Origin of the sequence: Bacillus sp. FSL H8-0547 (genome assembly GCA_038002745.1) — a bacterium.
Taxonomy (GTDB): domain Bacteria; phylum Bacillota; class Bacilli; order Bacillales; family Bacillaceae; genus Bacillus_P.
In genome coordinates this window covers 1,219,594-1,234,987 of record JBBODD010000001.1, presented here as the reverse complement: position 1 = coordinate 1,234,987, position 15,394 = coordinate 1,219,594, and the positions used below count along the sequence as shown (strand labels likewise).

Genomic DNA, 15,394 nt, shown 5'->3' with positions numbered 1-15,394 from the left:
TCTGCATCAATTTACCGGTTTCATACGCGAAAAAGAGACCGGCTTATTTTTTTGCCGAATAGAGGAAGAATAAGACAAAGAAGGGTGGGAAATAAGTGAATCGAATCTTTTTTATCGTCGTTGTGGCCGGTGTGCCGCTTTCGGTTATTGGACGGCTGCTGCACTGGCCTGAAGTCATCATGTTTGCCGTATACTGCCTGACCATTATTGCTCTTGCAGGCTATATGGGTCGGGCAACAGAGAGTCTTGCTGTTGTAGCGGGGCCGAGAGTCGGCGGTCTGCTGAACGCTACGTTTGGAAATGCCGTTGAGCTGATCATTTCGATTTTCGCCTTAAAAGCTGGTTTAATCGGGGTTGTGCTGGCATCACTTACTGGATCAGTACTTGGGAACCTGCTGCTTGTCGCCGGTCTTTCTTTTTTTGTAGGGGGATTAAAATACAAACGGCAGGAATTCAGCGTTTATGATGCAAGGCATAATTCAGGGCTGCTGATCTTTGCAGTGATTGTCGCTTTTGTCATTCCGGAGATTTTTTCGATGGACATGGATGAGACAAAGACGTTAAACTTGAGTGTGGGAATATCCGTCATTTTAATTCTTTTATATGTAGCAGCGCTGTTTTTCAAGCTTGTCACACACCGGGGTGTTTACAAGCATGAGACGGATGAAGCGGGACATGATGAGGAGCCGGAGTGGACCGCGAAAAAGGCGCTGCTGATTCTCCTGCTTGCCACCGCCGCTGTTGCCTATGTGTCTGAAAGCCTTGTACATACATTCGAAGCAGTGGGAGAGAGATTCGGCTGGAGCGAACTGTTTATCGGGGTCATCATCGTAGCGATCGTCGGAAATGCTGCAGAGCATGCTTCTGCGATCATTATGGCTTATAAAAATAAAATGAATGTTGCAGTCGAAATCGCCGTCGGGTCAACGCTTCAGGTGGCCATGTTCGTGGCGCCTGTTCTCGTCCTGATTTCACTGTTGTTTACAAAGAAAATGCCTCTTGTTTTTACAGTGCCGGAACTGATCTCCATGATTACAGCTGTACTTCTGACGATATCCATCACCAATGACGGTGATACGAACTGGTTTGAAGGGGCGACGTTGCTTGCAGCTTACCTGATTATGGGCATCGGGTTTTATCTTCTGTAAAAAAAGAGACTCTGTGCAGGCGGCACAGAGTCTTTTATGTGTAGGACGAAACAATTTGTAACGATTACCTCTAAGGTAACATATAGTTTAAAATTTGTAAATATTCAGTTATTTAGAATGACCGCCTGGACATACATATAGAACATGAAGGAGTTGGGGGAGCATGATTTTTCGGTTGATTTTTTTTGCGGCCGGTCTTTTTATTCTGGCCTTTGGGGTGACATTAACGATTAAAGCAAACCTTGGCGCCGGCGCCTGGGATGCGCTGAATGTAGGGCTGACAGATCAAATTGGCCTGACGGTCGGGAGCTGGATTTTTATCGTCGGGATACTGATTATTGTCCTTAATGCGCTGATTATGCGCGAGGCGCCGAAAGTGCTCGGTGTGATGACTATTTTGCTGATCGGCTTTTTCGTCGATTTCTGGATGCTGCGCGTTTTTCAGGAATTTGAGATGCAGAGCTTTGCAGGCAGAGCGGGAATCCTCCTTTCAGGAATCTTCCTGATCGCGATCGGAGTCTCCATCTACCTTCAAACTAACTTTCCGGCAAATCCGATCGACCAGCTGATGCTCACGCTTCATGAAAAATTTGGTCTCAGCCTGATGGCGGCAAAAACGATCGGTGAAGTAGGCGCTTTGCTGCTAGCGCTCCTGTTCGCAGGACCGATCGGCCTTGGCACCATCATTATCACATTTGCGATTGGACCGCTTATTCAGCTCTGCAATCCAAGGGTACATGCGGTGCTTGGAAAGTGGATCGCAAAAACGTAATGAAAGTTTGGATAAAGACATAAGGGCTTGAAAACAATAAGGGGAAAGCAACCGAAAGGGGTTTAGGAAATGAGAAAATGGATGCTCGTTTCAATGGCTTTGCTCTTATCAATCAGTTTTTCAGGCTCTGTGTCTGCAGCACCGAAAGCAAAGATACCAAGTTCGGTTTTGGATATTTCAAAAGAAAACACGTATCCGAATCCCACTCAGGATCTTCCGTATCTGCAGCCGAGCGAGTTTACACAGGGGTTAATCGATACATCAAAAATAGCGATTGAAAATCCTAATCTGATTCGTCTTTTAAACGAATCATCGATTCCGGATAATAAACTTGCAATCGGCTACAGAGCAACGATTTTTCTTGGTCAGTGGGCACTGAACTATGAGTCGTCCGAAACCGCAGTAAACTGGGAATATCAAAAGATCAACACGAACTTTTTTGACAACAGGGGCGGAAAAGCGGCCGTTCAGATTCATTACAAGCAGGAGTCTCAAAAGCAGGTCAAAGGCGGACTGACAGCGAGGATCCCGAACGAGGAAGACGTGAAAAAGATGATGCTGCTCAAAGCGATGAAGAAAACAAATCTTCCATTGTCTTTTCAAACCATCATTGGGACAGGTTCAAAGAAAGACCAGGTCTATAATGTCCCGGTTAAGCGCCTTGGCTATTTGAACGCCTACGCACCTGCCGTCAGTGAAAAAGGCAAGGTGACTTACGGCGAAGTGTACTTAGTGCTGAAAGGCAACAAGCGCAAAATCGTTGTCCAAAACGTAACATCACAGGGAATTGGAGCCTGGATTCCTGTACAGGATCACGCTTCCTTCGGTTTTACCGTTTCTGAACAGCCACGATAAAAAGCGAGCCAAATGGCTCGCTTTTTGCGTTTAAATCACTGATTTTCTAGACTGAAAATCCACATCAGGGTAATAGGCGTTTTTCACAAGCAGGTTCGGGCCAAGACAGGATACGGCAGGACAGTGGCAGTTCAGGCCGCGCGCAAGCTCTGTGTCATTCCAGCGGTCATAGGCCGACTGGAGGGTGTCTCGCTGAATGTTCCCAAGCTCAGGCGTATCGCCGAAATCCGTTACGATAATGTCGCCATTGAAAATGTTGACATTCAGTCTTGAACGGCCGTCGGGATCATTCCTCACGGTAACATTTTTGGAGGCGCGAAGCCTTTTAATCAGCTCTGTATCCTCAACATTTGTGCTGCACGCGTAAAACGGCAGTGTGCCGAACAGCATCCAGACATCCTCGTTTCGAATATCAAGCAGGTGATGAATGGCAGCTCGTGTTTCTTCGAGAGACAGCGTTTCGAGTGTGCTCGCAAAGTCAGATGGGTACATAGGATGTACCTCATGCCGCTGACATTTCATATCCTCTGTAATCTGTTTATGGATCTTTTCGATATGAGGAAGCGTCCGCTTGTTCAGCATTGTTTCTGCCGAGACCATGATGCCGGCATCAACAAGCGCCCGGCTGTTTTCAACAATCCGGTCAAAATAAGCCGTGCGCTGAGCGTAAGACGGTTTTTTCTCCATCATTGCAAAACCGCCTTCAGCGAAATCATCGAGTGTTCCCCAGTTATGGGAGATATGCAGCACATCAAGGTACGGGGCAATCTTTTCAAACCTGGCAAGATCAAGCGTCAAATTCGAATTTATTTGCGTACGCACCCCGCGTTCCCGGGCATACTTTAATAGAGGAAGCACATACTGGTCAACGGATTTTCTGGATAGCATCGGCTCTCCGCCTGTAATACTGATGGAGCGGAGCGTCTCAACCTCTTCAAGCCGCTTTATAATAAGCTCGAGCGGAAGTGCCTGGGGATCCTTTGGAGAAAGGGTGTACCCTACGGCGCAATGCTCACACCGCATGTTGCAAAGTGTCGTCGTTGTAAACTCCACATTCGTAAGGGTCATTTTTCCATATTGTTTTACATCTAAATAAGCTTCCCATGGATCATGAGAAGGGGTAATTGGCAGCAGATTCACAGCTGATGCATTCATTCATAAAACTCCTTTTTCAAGTTCACATAAAGAACATTCTAACATGAACCCGTCAGTTTGGAACACCTCGCGCTCAGGGGCGGTTGTCAAAGTTCCTTGAATAAGCTACGATAACTGTAACAGTGAAAGGAGAGATACATCTTGGGCAACGCCGTTCATGATAAAGACTCACAACTACAATATTTAAAATCACGGCTGAATATGTTCATGAATGTGATTGATTCCATGGATCCCGAATCAACCGACCTTGAAGATATCGACCGTTTAATAAACATGCTGGACGAACTTGAAATTAAGCAGGAGCAGTTTAAAAAAGACTGGAACAAAGAATAGATGTTGAAAGAGCACCTGATGAAGGTGTTCTTTTTGTTTTTCTGTTTCTTAGCTAAACTCCAGTGGATTGCAGCGGAAGGAACTTGACTACTGCGGGATGCAGGCACGAAAACGTTTGGATTGTGCCCTTCAGAAAGCGGAAATCCTCTGTTGATGGTTCCATTCTACGGGATAAGTACCATCAACCAAACGAAATCCTCTGTTGATGGTTCCGTTCTACGGGATAAGTACCATCAACCAAACGAAATCCTCTGTTGATGGTTCCGTTCTCTCTGATAAGTACCACCAACCCAACGAAATCCTCTGTTGATGGTTCCATTCTCTCCGATAAGTACCATCAACCAAACGAAATCCTCTGTTGATGGTTCCATTCTCTCCGATAAGTACCACCAACCAAACGAAATCCTCTGTTGATGGTTCCGTTCTTCGGGATAAGTACCATCAACCAAACAGAATCCTCTGCTGATGGTTCCATTCTCTCCGATAAGTACCACCAACCAAACGAAATTCTCTGTTGATGGTTCCGTTATACGGGATAAGTACCATCAACCAAAAGAAAACCAGTGGGATTGTTCCTCTCTACCCGCAGGAAAGAAACGGGTGCAGATTGCAAAAAAGGTACCATAGAAACAAAAAACAAAACAGCCTCCATCCTTTGCCAACCCAAAGACCTGAATCAAATGTAATTTTCTTCTATTTTATCTAGTCCATACCTCACCCCTTTACACTAAATCCACACTCACCGGTACTTTTAGCCCTAAAAAATTTACAAGCATTAAAAAAAATACCAAATCCTATCAACAATTACCTTCTAGAATAGAAGAGTACATACTACTATCCGGAGGTGCAAGATGAAAGGGAAAAACAAGCTTGCCGTCATGCTGATGGCCTGCACGCTGCTGATTCAGCCGGTTTCCGTTCTCGGAGAAGATACCGTGCCGTCAGAAAAAAGCACAGTGTTAAAAGCGGAACAGATTTCTTCAGGCATTACACACACTGAAAAGCAAATCGAGAATTTCGGGGGAACAGCGGGAAACAGCCAGAGAGTGAATGTTCTCGAGGCAGATCTTTCGAATCCGAATGTATCCGTTGTCACATCCAAAGCACTTGAACGAGTTGTTGCTGCAGAAACTCTGCCGTCACAGGCTGCCCGAGAAGAATTCAAGGGAAAAGACATTGTTGCAGGCGTGAATGCGGATATGTTCAATATGCAGACAGGCATCAATATGACGCTCCAGGTGCAAAACCGCAATCTTCTTATCAATCACAGCTATCCTTCAGGCGTTGCTCTTCATCCTGTTTTTGCAATTGACCAAAACAAGAAACCTTTTATCGGAGAAGTTGAAATGAGAGGCTCGCTGACCTACAGCGGCAAAAATGTAAAGGTTGATACACTGAACCGCAATGAAAACGCGGGAGAAAAGCTTGGCATTTTCACACCAAAGTTAAACCAGAAGGGAGTCCTTACCTTCGATGACCGCAATGAGAATTTCATTAAAAATGGAGCCATGGCCGTCGTAAAAGAGGTAAAGGACGCTTCTGCCATCAAAGCAGGACAGGCTTACACAGGAAAAATTGAAAAGATCTACCCTGCTTATGAGAGCATTGATATTCCATCAGACAGTGTCATCATTGCCGGATTCGGGTCAAAAGCAGAAATGATCCGGAATGAATTAAAAGAAGGCATGGACATCTCCTTCCAGTTTGATCTTTTCACGGGAGAAAACAGAGTCCTCAAAAATGATATTACTGAGGCTACAGGCGGCTACAACTGGCTTGTTAAGGACGGAAAGGCCCTTACAAAAGACGAGCTCCTGTCCAAATACGGCAGCCACGTTAACCTTAAGAGCGCCAGAACCGCCATCGGAATTACAGCAGAGCAAAAGGTCATCACGATGACCATTGATAAACCGAGTACTCTTTTTGATAAAAGCCAGGGGGTAACGCTTGTCGAAATGGCTGAGATCATGGAAGAGCATGGTGCAGTCTCTGCTCTTGGCCTTGACGGCGGAGGATCGACAGAAATGCTCGTTCAGCCAAAAGGAAAAAGCGCGCTTGAAACGGCCAATCGCCCGAGTGACGGGCAGTCAAGATCGATCACAAACGGCCTTCTCTTTGTCAATCATTCAACTAAAACAGGTGAAATTGGCGAAGTCATCGTAGAAAAAAATCTGACAATCTTCAAAAATGCGGCTTTCCCGTTCGGCGTAAAAGCAACAGACAGCAACGGCAACCCCGTCATGATTGCAAGCCGCTCCATCCAGTGGAAAGCTTCAAAGGGCACCATTGATAAAACGGGTCTTTATAAAGCGCCTGCTCATGCAGGAACAGATAAAGTGGAAGCTGTCATCAACGGAGTGAGCGGGCAGGCATCTGTTACGGTCATCGACCAGGTGGATGACTTCCAATTTGCCGATCAGGGACCGGTTATTCTCCAGCCAGGCGAGGAAAAGAAACTGGAAGCTGAAGCAGTGAAAGACGGAAAAGAGGTCATTCTCACAGGAGATGCAATTGACTGGGAGATTGACAGCCAGTTTGGTGAAATCACTCCAGACGGCACCATCCAAATAAGAGAAGATGTACCTGCGGGAACAAGAACAACGGTAACGGCAAAGCTTGGCTCAATTGAAAGGCAGATTGAGTTATTAATAGGGCTAAAAGAACAAGTCATCGATGACTATGAAACGTATCCAAAAGAAGGCTATGAAGTATCCGGCTTCATGGGCGGCACACATCAGCTGTCCGGGGACGAGGCGAAATTCGGAGAGAGCAGCCTGCGTGTGGATTACGATTCAAAAAAATGGGAACGCAAATACAACGGTACAATCAATGTCATTCCACACTGGTACAAGTCAGCAACTGGAGCATGGCCGGACGAGCTCGCTGATTCTATGTATGAAACGTATAAAACAGACATCCGACCGAAGAAATTCGGCGTATGGGTGCACGGTGACGGAAAAGCGCCGTGGGCACGCCTGATTTTCAAAGCAAACGGCGTCAACAAGACGCTTGATCTTGCACCGAAAGTAGACTGGACCGGCTGGAAATACCTTGAGGTTGAGCTTCCGCAGGACTGGGCGCTGCCGATCGTTTTCAACTATCTCTATTTTGTCGAAACGAACAAAAGCATCCCTGACTACAGCGGCAGTGTTTACATCGATCACATGCGCTATATTTACACGAACGAAACAGAAGACTTTAACGGTCCGGATTTCAAAGAGATCACACCTGCCGGAAATACTGTATATGAAAACAAAATCGCGTTTTCTTCCCTTCTGATAGATGAAGAATCGGGTGTAGATGCTGAATCGATCGAAGTGAAGCTAAACGGAGAAAAACTTCCGCATACCTATGATGCTGAAACAGGAAAAGTAGAAGCAGCAGCTGAAAACCTGACAGAGGGCACCTATCATCTGACAGCCTCAGCACGCGATACAAACGGAAATGCATCTGTTCCGTCCGTTGATAAAACAATCAAAGTAGACTTGAGCGATGATATAGAAAAACCGGTTCTTTCAAACGTGACGCCGACAGGAAAAGCGGTTGAGAAAACAGCAGAACCGCGTATTACTTTTAAACTGAAAGATGTAAAAAGCGGCGTGAAGAAAAACAGCATCGCTGTGAAAATTGACGGCAAACCTGCTCCTGTTCATTACGACGAAAAAACGGGCTGGGCATATGCCGTTCCTGAAAAGCCGATTAAAGACGGAAAGCATTCCTTCATCATCGAAGCAAAAGACAATAGCGGAAATGTCATGACGCCGTTTGTGAAAGAATTCGAAACAAAGCAGCTTCAGCAGCCGGAAAAGGCCAATCAATTCTCCATTTCTGTCCTGCCTGATACACAAGGGTTCATGTACTCGAAACGCTTGTTTGACCGGGCTGCAAAAGAAGAAACAGACTTCGTGATGCATGTAGGCGACATCGTGGATACCTCTTCACAGGCAGAATGGGACAGAGCCGTGAGCGACCTTTCCCTGCTTGGAGAAAAACCGTTTTTCGCAACACCGGGAAATCATGAATCATTCCAGGGAAACATTGATTTCTACTCAGACATCATTGGATCGCCAACCTACCATTTTGAATATGGAAACACACTAATCATCAGCTTGAACAGTGCGTTTGGACAGAGCATTTCAGCATCAGACTCTACCCAGTTCCATTACCTTCAAAAGCTTCTTAAGGAAAATAAAAAGAAGAATGTCCTTGTCGTGACACACAACACGACAAAAGATGACTTCGGCACGAAGCACGAAATGAACCCGGCTGATGCCAAGCAATTTGAAGACATTCTCGGAGCCTATAAAAAGAAAAACACCGGCGTGAACGTTCAAGTGCTGTTCGGTCACCTGCATCTCCTGCAGTCATGGGAAAAAGACGGCGTCAACTACACAATCACAGGCAACGGCGCAAGCAAAGGATATGTCTCAAACGACAAAGGAAATATCCTGGGAAGCGGAGTACTTCAAGTGACGAAGTCTGGAATGGACTATAAATTTAATCCATTGCTGACGGACGTATCCATCGTCGATGACGCCCTCAATGAACAGCGCGAAATGAAAATGGCAGCAGGTGCAGAACGCACACTCAACCTTTTCGGTGATTTCAGGGAAATCTACGGAAACTATCTCGTCAACCTGAGCTCGTTCGAAGACGTTCATACAATCTGGACCTCTGATAACGAAAAAGCTGTAAAAGTACTTCAGGACGGAACCATTCAGACAATCAAGCCAGGTACAGCCAACATCACGGCCGTTTCAGGAGGAAAAAGCAGCACCATTAAAGTAACGGTGGTTGACCCGAACACAATCAAGCCTGTCAACGTTGAACTCAACCCAAATAACGAAACAGTCATTGAAGGAAAGAACATCCGCCTGACAGCAACCGCCATCGACAAAGACGGCAACCGATTTGCCATGGACCCGGACAAGCTCTTCATGGAGCTTTCACCTCCTGACCTCGCAGAATGGAAAAACGGCAAAATCAAAACAAAGAAAAGCGGAACCCTGACCATTTCATATCAGTACCTTGATATCAAAAAAAGCATGGAGATTGATATCCTCCCTAAAAAACAGAAATAGAAAATCGCCCGGTCATTGGCCGGGCAGTTTTTGGTCTTTAAATGAAACGCCAGTGGATTGCAGCAGAAGGAACTTGACTCCTGCGGGATGAAGAGGGCACGGAAGATCCCGCAAGCGCAGCGAGGAAGCTTCCGGCACTCCCCGCGGAAAGCAAGTTCCTGGAGCGGAAAGGAACGGGTAATTTCGTGGTGTCTAGCTCCGCAACCCAGCTCCTCTGTCAGAACGGAATCGTCGGTAAAGGCAAAAAGCGCCTTTTCCGCCGTTTCCTTATCTGACTCCCGGAGCTAAACGGGCTGCTCCGCTTTTCGAGGTGTCCAGCTCCGCCTCCCAACCCTTCCGTCAGAACGAAATCCCCGAAAAAGTCAAACCCGGACTTTTCCGGTGATTTCTTTTCTGCCTGTCAGGGCTAAACGGGAGCCTCCGCATTTCTAGACTGAAAGCCTTTCCAACCAAATCACAAAGGAGTATAATAAAAATTGAATAAAATTGACCGAATTCTATAGACAATAAGGGGAGAAACAGGATGGATCGTTTTTATGAAAGCATGTATGAACTGATCGTGGAAACATCAACGAAGCTTCCGAAGGATGTGCGCCGCGCGATTTTAAGAGCGAAGCAGCAGGAAAACGCAGGCACGCGCGCTGCGATGTCCCTTGCGACAATATCCGAGAATATCAAAATGGCGGACGAGAACGTGTCGCCGATTTGCCAGGATACAGGACTGCCTACATTTAAACTGAAGGTTCCTGTCGGAGCCAATCAGCTGAATATGAAAGAAGACATCTACCGCGCGATTGCACAGGCAACAAAGGACGGAAAGCTGCGCCCGAATTCAGTTGACTCGCTGACTGGCGACAACAGCGGGGACAACCTTGGCTTCGGCACGCCTGTCATCAAATTCGAGCAGTGGGAAAAGGACTACATCGACGCGCGCCTGATTTTAAAAGGCGGCGGCTGTGAAAATAAAAACATCCAGTACAGCCTTCCATGCGAGCTTGACGGACTCGGCAAAGCCGGACGCGACCTTGACGGCATCCGCAAATGCATCCTTCACTCCGTGTATCAGGCACAGGGGCAGGGCTGCAGCGCAGGCTTCATCGGCGTCGGCATCGGAGGAGACCGTACTTCAGGCTATGAGCTTGCGAAGGATCAGCTTTTCAGAAGCGCGGATGACACGAATCCGAATCAGGATCTGCAGCGACTCGAAGAATATATCGTAGATAAAGCGAATAAGCTCGGCATCGGCACAATGGGCTTTGGCGGGGAAGCGACTCTTCTCGGCTGTAAAGTCGGCGTGATGAACCGGATTCCGGCAAGCTTTTTTGTTTCTGTTGCGTACAACTGCTGGGCATACCGCCGTTTAGGCGTCACGATTGATGCCGGCAGCGGAGCGATTCAGGACTGGCTGTACCAGGAAGGCGACAGGCCGAACCTCCAGGACGACGAGCCTGCAGAGGCGCCAGCAGAAAGTCCGCGTGAAGTGGTGCTTGAAGCGCCGATCACAGAAGAAAAAATCCGCGAGCTTAGAGTCGGAGATGTTGTCCGCATCAACGGAATGATGTACACAGGGCGCGACGCCATCCACAAGTACCTTTCAACGAACGAATCACCTGTGGATCTCAACGGCCAGATCATTTACCACTGCGGACCTGTTATGCTGAAGGATGAGGATGAAAACTGGCATGTAAAAGCAGCCGGACCGACAACAAGCATCCGTGAAGAGCCTTACCAGGGCGACATCATGAAAAAATTCGGAATCCGCGCTGTGATCGGAAAAGGCGGCATGGGTCCGAAAACACTGAAAGCACTGAATGAACACGGCGGCGTTTACCTTAATGCCATCGGCGGAGCTGCCCAGTACTATGCAGACTGCATCAAATCTGTTGAAGGCGTAGACCTTATGCAGTTTGGAATTCCTGAAGCGATGTGGCACCTGAAGGTAGAAGGCTTTACAGCTGTTGTAACGATGGACTCCCACGGAAACAGCCTTCATGCGGATGTTGACCAATCGTCTCTTGAAAAATTGTCACAATTTAAAGAACCAGTATTCATTTAATGAAAAGCCGGAGAAATCCGGCTTTTTGTATTCCATTTATTACATAATTATTCCCAGTATGTAATTCCCTCACTTCCCGACACTATAAGTAGAACAATGTCAGGGGAGTGAAGAAGTTGAAATACTGGACACTTGCAACATGCCTATTGCTGTTTTTCCTGTCAGGCATTCAGCCCGCAGCAGCTGTTTCCAACCAGCCGATCAACTGGGGCTTTGAAAAAAGCAGAAACCATAAATCCGCGAACCCCGGGGAACCGCTAGTGAAGCTGCTTGAGAAATATGACGCTTTTTTTATGGGAGATCCAAGCCAAAAATACATTTATCTCACCTTCGACAATGGCTATGAGAATGGCTACACAGAAGGAGTTCTAGATGTCCTGAAAAAACAAAAGGTGCCGGCAGCCTTTTTTGTAACGGGGCACTACCTGCTTGACCAGCCAAACCTTGTAAAACGCATGGCAGATGAGGGGCACATTGTCGGAAACCACTCGTGGCACCATCCCGATCTGACAAAAGTCACGGATGAAAGACTGAAAAAAGAGCTGGACTCTGTGAAAGAAAAGACGGAAAAGCTAACAGGCTATCAGGGGATTCAGTATCTCCGTCCGCCGAGGGGCGTATTCAGCGAGCGGGTACTTGCTAAGTCGAAAGAGCTCGGGTATCAGCCGGTTTTCTGGTCACTTGCCTTTGTAGACTGGCATACGAATGCACAAAAGGGCTGGAGATATTCCTATGATCAGATGATGAGCCAGATCCATCCCGGCTGCATCCTTCTGCTGCACACCGTTTCAAAGGACAACGCGGAGGCGCTTGACAAAGCCATTACGGATTTGCGCAAACAAGGCTATATTTTCAAAAGCCTGGACGATTTGATGATAGACCGGACCTTCCATCAGCCATACTTTTTCTCCCTCTGACAGTGGTCACAGGGAGTTTTCCCTTTTCCCCGGGCGTTTCATGATATAATAGTCAGTATCAAAAATAAGGGGTTTGAGAACGAATGTGGGAAGAGCGAGTAAAGATAGATCCTCCATATGATTTTGACCGTGTCCTTGACCGTTTATCCATGGATCCGCTGCATCACGTGATGATGTCTGAGCGCGAAGTATCCATTCCGATGAGGGACGGAGATAAAAAGCCGTTTGTTGTGAAGGTGAAGGCTCTTGGAACGAAGGATGCACCGGAGTTTTCAGTGAGCGGAAGCGGGAACCGCGAGGCTGCTCTAAAAGAGACGATGCGCATTTTTCAGTGGGATACGTCACTGCTAGACGTTCAGACCCATTTTCGTTCCTCAAACATCGCCGGTATTTTTCAGGAGCACGACGGCACGCCGCTCGTGCTTGAATTTGGCCTGTATGAGTGCCTGATGAAATGCATCATCCACCAGCAGCTGAACCTGAAGTTCGCTCATACGCTGACAGAGCGGTTCGTCCATACGTTCGGCGAGCAGGTGGACGGAGTCTGGTTTTATCCGCTTCCTGAAAAAGTGGCGGCACTCGACTACAGCGACCTGCGGGAGCTGCAGTTCAGCGGGCGCAAATCAGAGTATGTCATCGATACATCAAAGCTGATTGCAGAAGGCAAAATAAACCTGGAAGAATTGAAGGATCAGCCGGACGAGGACATCCTGAAGGAGCTCGTGAAAATCCGCGGAGTGGGGCCATGGACGGTCCAGAACCTGCTCCTGTTCGGACTTGGACGGCCCAATCTGTTCCCGGTTGCCGATATCGGCATTCAAAACGCGATGAAAAAGCATTTTGGACTCGACCGCAAGCCTACCTTGGAAGAAATGCAGGAGCTGAGCAGGGAGTGGGACCCTTATTTAAGCTATGCTTCCCTTTATTTATGGAGAAGCATTGAATAGAAATGGAGCGTCAAACATGAAGACCAAGGAACAAAAGAACAAAGGTGTGCCTCTGGAAAAGGGACAAACCTTTCCATTAACTATAAAAAGACTCGGAATCAACGGAGAAGGAGTCGGTTACTTCAAAAAGCAGGTCGTATTTGTACCAGGTGCTCTCCCAAATGAAGAAGTGGTCGTGGAAGCAACGAACATCAGCGCCAAATTTGCCGAGGGAAAAGTGAAGAAAATCAGGAAGGCCTCCCCTCACAGAGTGGACCCGCCTTGCCCGATCTACCACGAATGCGGAGGCTGCCAGCTTCAGCACCTTTCGTATGAAAAACAGCTGCATGAAAAAAGAGACATTGTTGTCCAGGCGATGGAGCGTTTTTCTGGACTTGATCTAGGCAAAACCGACATCAGACAGACGATTGGCATGGAGGACCCGTGGAACTACCGCAACAAAAGCCAGTTCCAGACAGGGCTAAGAAACGGAAAAGTCATTGCAGGACTGTACAGCAAGAACTCCCACCACCTTGTCAATATCGATCACTGCATCGTGCAGCACGAAGCAACCAACAAAGCGGTACAGACCGTCAAGCAAATTCTGCAGGACCTGAAAGTATCGATCTACGACGAGCGGAAACGCAAAGGCATCGTCCGGACCATCGTCAGCAGAGTCGGCTTCAAAAGCGGACAAGTTCAAATCGTCCTCATCACCGCGCAGGAAAACCTGCCGCGCAAGGACCTGATCGTCAGCGAAATCAACAAACGTCTCCCTGAAGTCAAATCCATTATGCAAAACATCAACGGGGAAAAAACATCCCTGATCTTCGGAGAAAAAACCGTCCACTTAGATGGAGAAGAAGTCATCCAGGAACAGCTAGGAGATTTGACATTTGACCTCTCGGCACGGGCCTTCTTCCAGCTCAACCCCGTCCAGACCGTCAAGCTCTACGACGAAGTCAAAAAAGCCGCCCAGCTCACCGGCAAAGAAAAAATCGTCGACGCTTACTGCGGCGTAGGCACCATCGGCATGTGGCTCGCAGACGGCGCCAAAGAAATCAGAGGCATGGACACCATCGCCGACTCCGTCGAAGACGCCAAAAAGAACGCCAAAAAACACGGCTTCAAAAACGCCACCTACGTAAAAGGCACAGCCGAACACTGGCTCCCAAAATGGCTTGGTGAAGGCTGGAGACCCGACGCTGTGGTAGTCGATCCGCCAAGAACAGGCTGCGACCAAAAGCTGCTTGGTGCGATATTAAAGGTTAAACCGAAGAAGTTTATTTATGTGTCGTGTAACCCGTCGACACTTGCGAAGGATATAAAGACACTTTCGAAGGCTTATAAGGTTGAGTATATTCAGCCTGTGGATATGTTTCCGCATACGGCTCATGTGGAGTGTGTGGTGAGGTTTGTATTGAAGTAGGAATAGAAAGCAGGAAACCTTTAGCGGGGTTCCTGCTTTTTTTCGTTTGCATTAATTACAGTAATTTCTAGGACAGTTCTGCTGGATTGCAGAAATTAAATATTTCAATACTTTCAAATGAAATAACAATACAATATTTGGCATGCTGATTCTGGTGATGTCTCCTCGTTCTTTTCTGGCAACATTTGCGCCTTGCCCGTTCGTATTCTAAAAACGCGAATTGATCGGTTTCGGCTGCTGGAATACCATATCTTTCTCTGCAGGTTCTTCTCTTCATTTTTTCTATTTGTTTTTGATCGTTCGTTTTTTTCTGTGTTTTCCCTTTTGGCTTACGAAACGAAGTTGGTTCTTAAAGGGAAAAAGACCAATCAAAGCAGGCGTTAGCTTAGTTCCCTTTTTTCTTTTCTCTCGTGGATCTTGATTTTGGAATTTGTATTTACGGCTTGTTTGGTATGGCGGCGCGAGCCGTAAAGAGAGCAGGAACCTACGGCATGTAAGCTTCAGCCATACAGACCGTGGTTTTCGCTCTCTTTAGTACCGAAGCGACATGTATAGAATGACAGAAAGCGTTCTTTGCTTTCTGATCAGTCTGTAGTGCAGCCGCCCGTATTCTATCCTTATATTTCAGGTCATTCTCTTCTTTTTTTGCCTACATCTATTTGTAACAAAACTTTAGTCGGGTATATCATTAAACTGCTATAATAGAGAAGAAATATTGCTAT

Annotated in this window: 10 protein-coding genes; 9 read left to right on the top strand and 1 reads right to left on the bottom strand. The window is 47.1% G+C overall.

The genetic code is table 11. The annotated features are described in order from the left end of the window. Positions 1-95: 95 nt before the first annotated feature. From cax to MHB63_05945, 3 genes are all read left to right on the top strand, one after another. The gene (gene cax, locus MHB63_05955) at positions 96-1,148 is read left to right on the top strand and encodes a calcium/proton exchanger (GenBank protein MEK3806121.1); all 1,053 of its coding nucleotides are present in this window, start codon (positions 96-98) and stop codon (positions 1,146-1,148) included. A gap of 163 nt (positions 1,149-1,311) precedes the next feature. Then, positions 1,312-1,920: a membrane protein gene (locus MHB63_05950; protein ID MEK3806120.1), complete on the top strand. Its 609-nt coding sequence runs from the start codon at positions 1,312-1,314 to the stop codon at positions 1,918-1,920. 93 nt (positions 1,921-2,013) lie between these two features. Further along, complete coding sequence (locus tag MHB63_05945; protein MEK3806119.1) at positions 2,014-2,775, top strand: YfkD family protein; 762 nt, start codon at positions 2,014-2,016, stop codon at positions 2,773-2,775. A gap of 30 nt (positions 2,776-2,805) precedes the next feature. Here the strand turns inward: MHB63_05945 and yfkAB are convergent, their stop codons facing one another. Further along, the gene (gene yfkAB / locus MHB63_05940; protein MEK3806118.1) at positions 2,806-3,930 is read right to left on the bottom strand and encodes a radical SAM/CxCxxxxC motif protein YfkAB; all 1,125 of its coding nucleotides are present in this window, start codon (positions 3,928-3,930) and stop codon (positions 2,806-2,808) included. Between the two features lie 141 nt (positions 3,931-4,071). On the opposite strand from yfkAB, the gene MHB63_05935 reads away from it, so the two are divergent. The 6 genes from MHB63_05935 (at position 4,072) to rlmD (ending at position 14,672) form a co-directional block, all read left to right on the top strand. Next, entirely contained in the window at positions 4,072-4,263 is a 192-nt protein-coding gene (locus MHB63_05935; GenBank protein MEK3806117.1) for an SE1561 family protein, read from the top strand. A gap of 851 nt (positions 4,264-5,114) precedes the next feature. Continuing rightward, the gene (locus MHB63_05930; protein ID MEK3806116.1) at positions 5,115-9,344 is read left to right on the top strand and encodes a phosphodiester glycosidase family protein; all 4,230 of its coding nucleotides are present in this window, start codon (positions 5,115-5,117) and stop codon (positions 9,342-9,344) included. 523 nt (positions 9,345-9,867) lie between these two features. Beyond that, positions 9,868-11,400: a fumarate hydratase gene (locus MHB63_05925; GenBank protein ID MEK3806115.1), complete on the top strand. Its 1,533-nt coding sequence runs from the start codon at positions 9,868-9,870 to the stop codon at positions 11,398-11,400. A 116-nt stretch (positions 11,401-11,516) separates the two neighbouring features. Beyond that, positions 11,517-12,317, top strand: coding sequence for a delta-lactam-biosynthetic de-N-acetylase (pdaA, locus tag MHB63_05920; GenBank protein MEK3806114.1), 801 nt, complete (start codon positions 11,517-11,519; stop codon positions 12,315-12,317). A gap of 83 nt (positions 12,318-12,400) precedes the next feature. Then, positions 12,401-13,264 carry a DNA-3-methyladenine glycosylase gene (locus MHB63_05915; GenBank protein MEK3806113.1) on the top strand — a complete coding sequence of 288 codons (864 nt, stop codon included), beginning with the start codon at positions 12,401-12,403 and terminating at the stop codon, positions 13,262-13,264. A 16-nt stretch (positions 13,265-13,280) separates the two neighbouring features. After that, positions 13,281-14,672 (top strand): 23S rRNA (uracil(1939)-C(5))-methyltransferase RlmD, encoded by a 1,392-nt coding sequence (rlmD, locus tag MHB63_05910; protein MEK3806112.1) that lies wholly within the window; start codon positions 13,281-13,283, stop codon positions 14,670-14,672. Positions 14,673-15,394: the final 722 nt, after the last annotated feature.

Bases quoted from the DNA above. Each gene is read 5' to 3' on its own strand.
- MHB63_05945 (MEK3806119.1), top strand. From the start codon at position 2,014: ATGGCTTTGCTCTTATCAATCAGTTTTTCAGGCTCTGTGTCTGCAGCA.
- MHB63_05950 (MEK3806120.1), top strand. From the start codon at position 1,312: ATGATTTTTCGGTTGATTTTTTTTGCGGCCGGTCTTTTTATTCTGGCC.
- rlmD (MEK3806112.1), top strand. From the start codon at position 13,281: ATGAAGACCAAGGAACAAAAGAACAAAGGTGTGCCTCTGGAAAAGGGA.
- MHB63_05930 (MEK3806116.1), top strand. From the start codon at position 5,115: ATGAAAGGGAAAAACAAGCTTGCCGTCATGCTGATGGCCTGCACGCTG.
- MHB63_05925 (MEK3806115.1), top strand. From the start codon at position 9,868: ATGGATCGTTTTTATGAAAGCATGTATGAACTGATCGTGGAAACATCA.
- MHB63_05915 (MEK3806113.1), top strand. From the start codon at position 12,401: ATGTGGGAAGAGCGAGTAAAGATAGATCCTCCATATGATTTTGACCGT.
- yfkAB (MEK3806118.1), bottom strand. From the start codon at position 3,930: ATGAATGCATCAGCTGTGAATCTGCTGCCAATTACCCCTTCTCATGAT.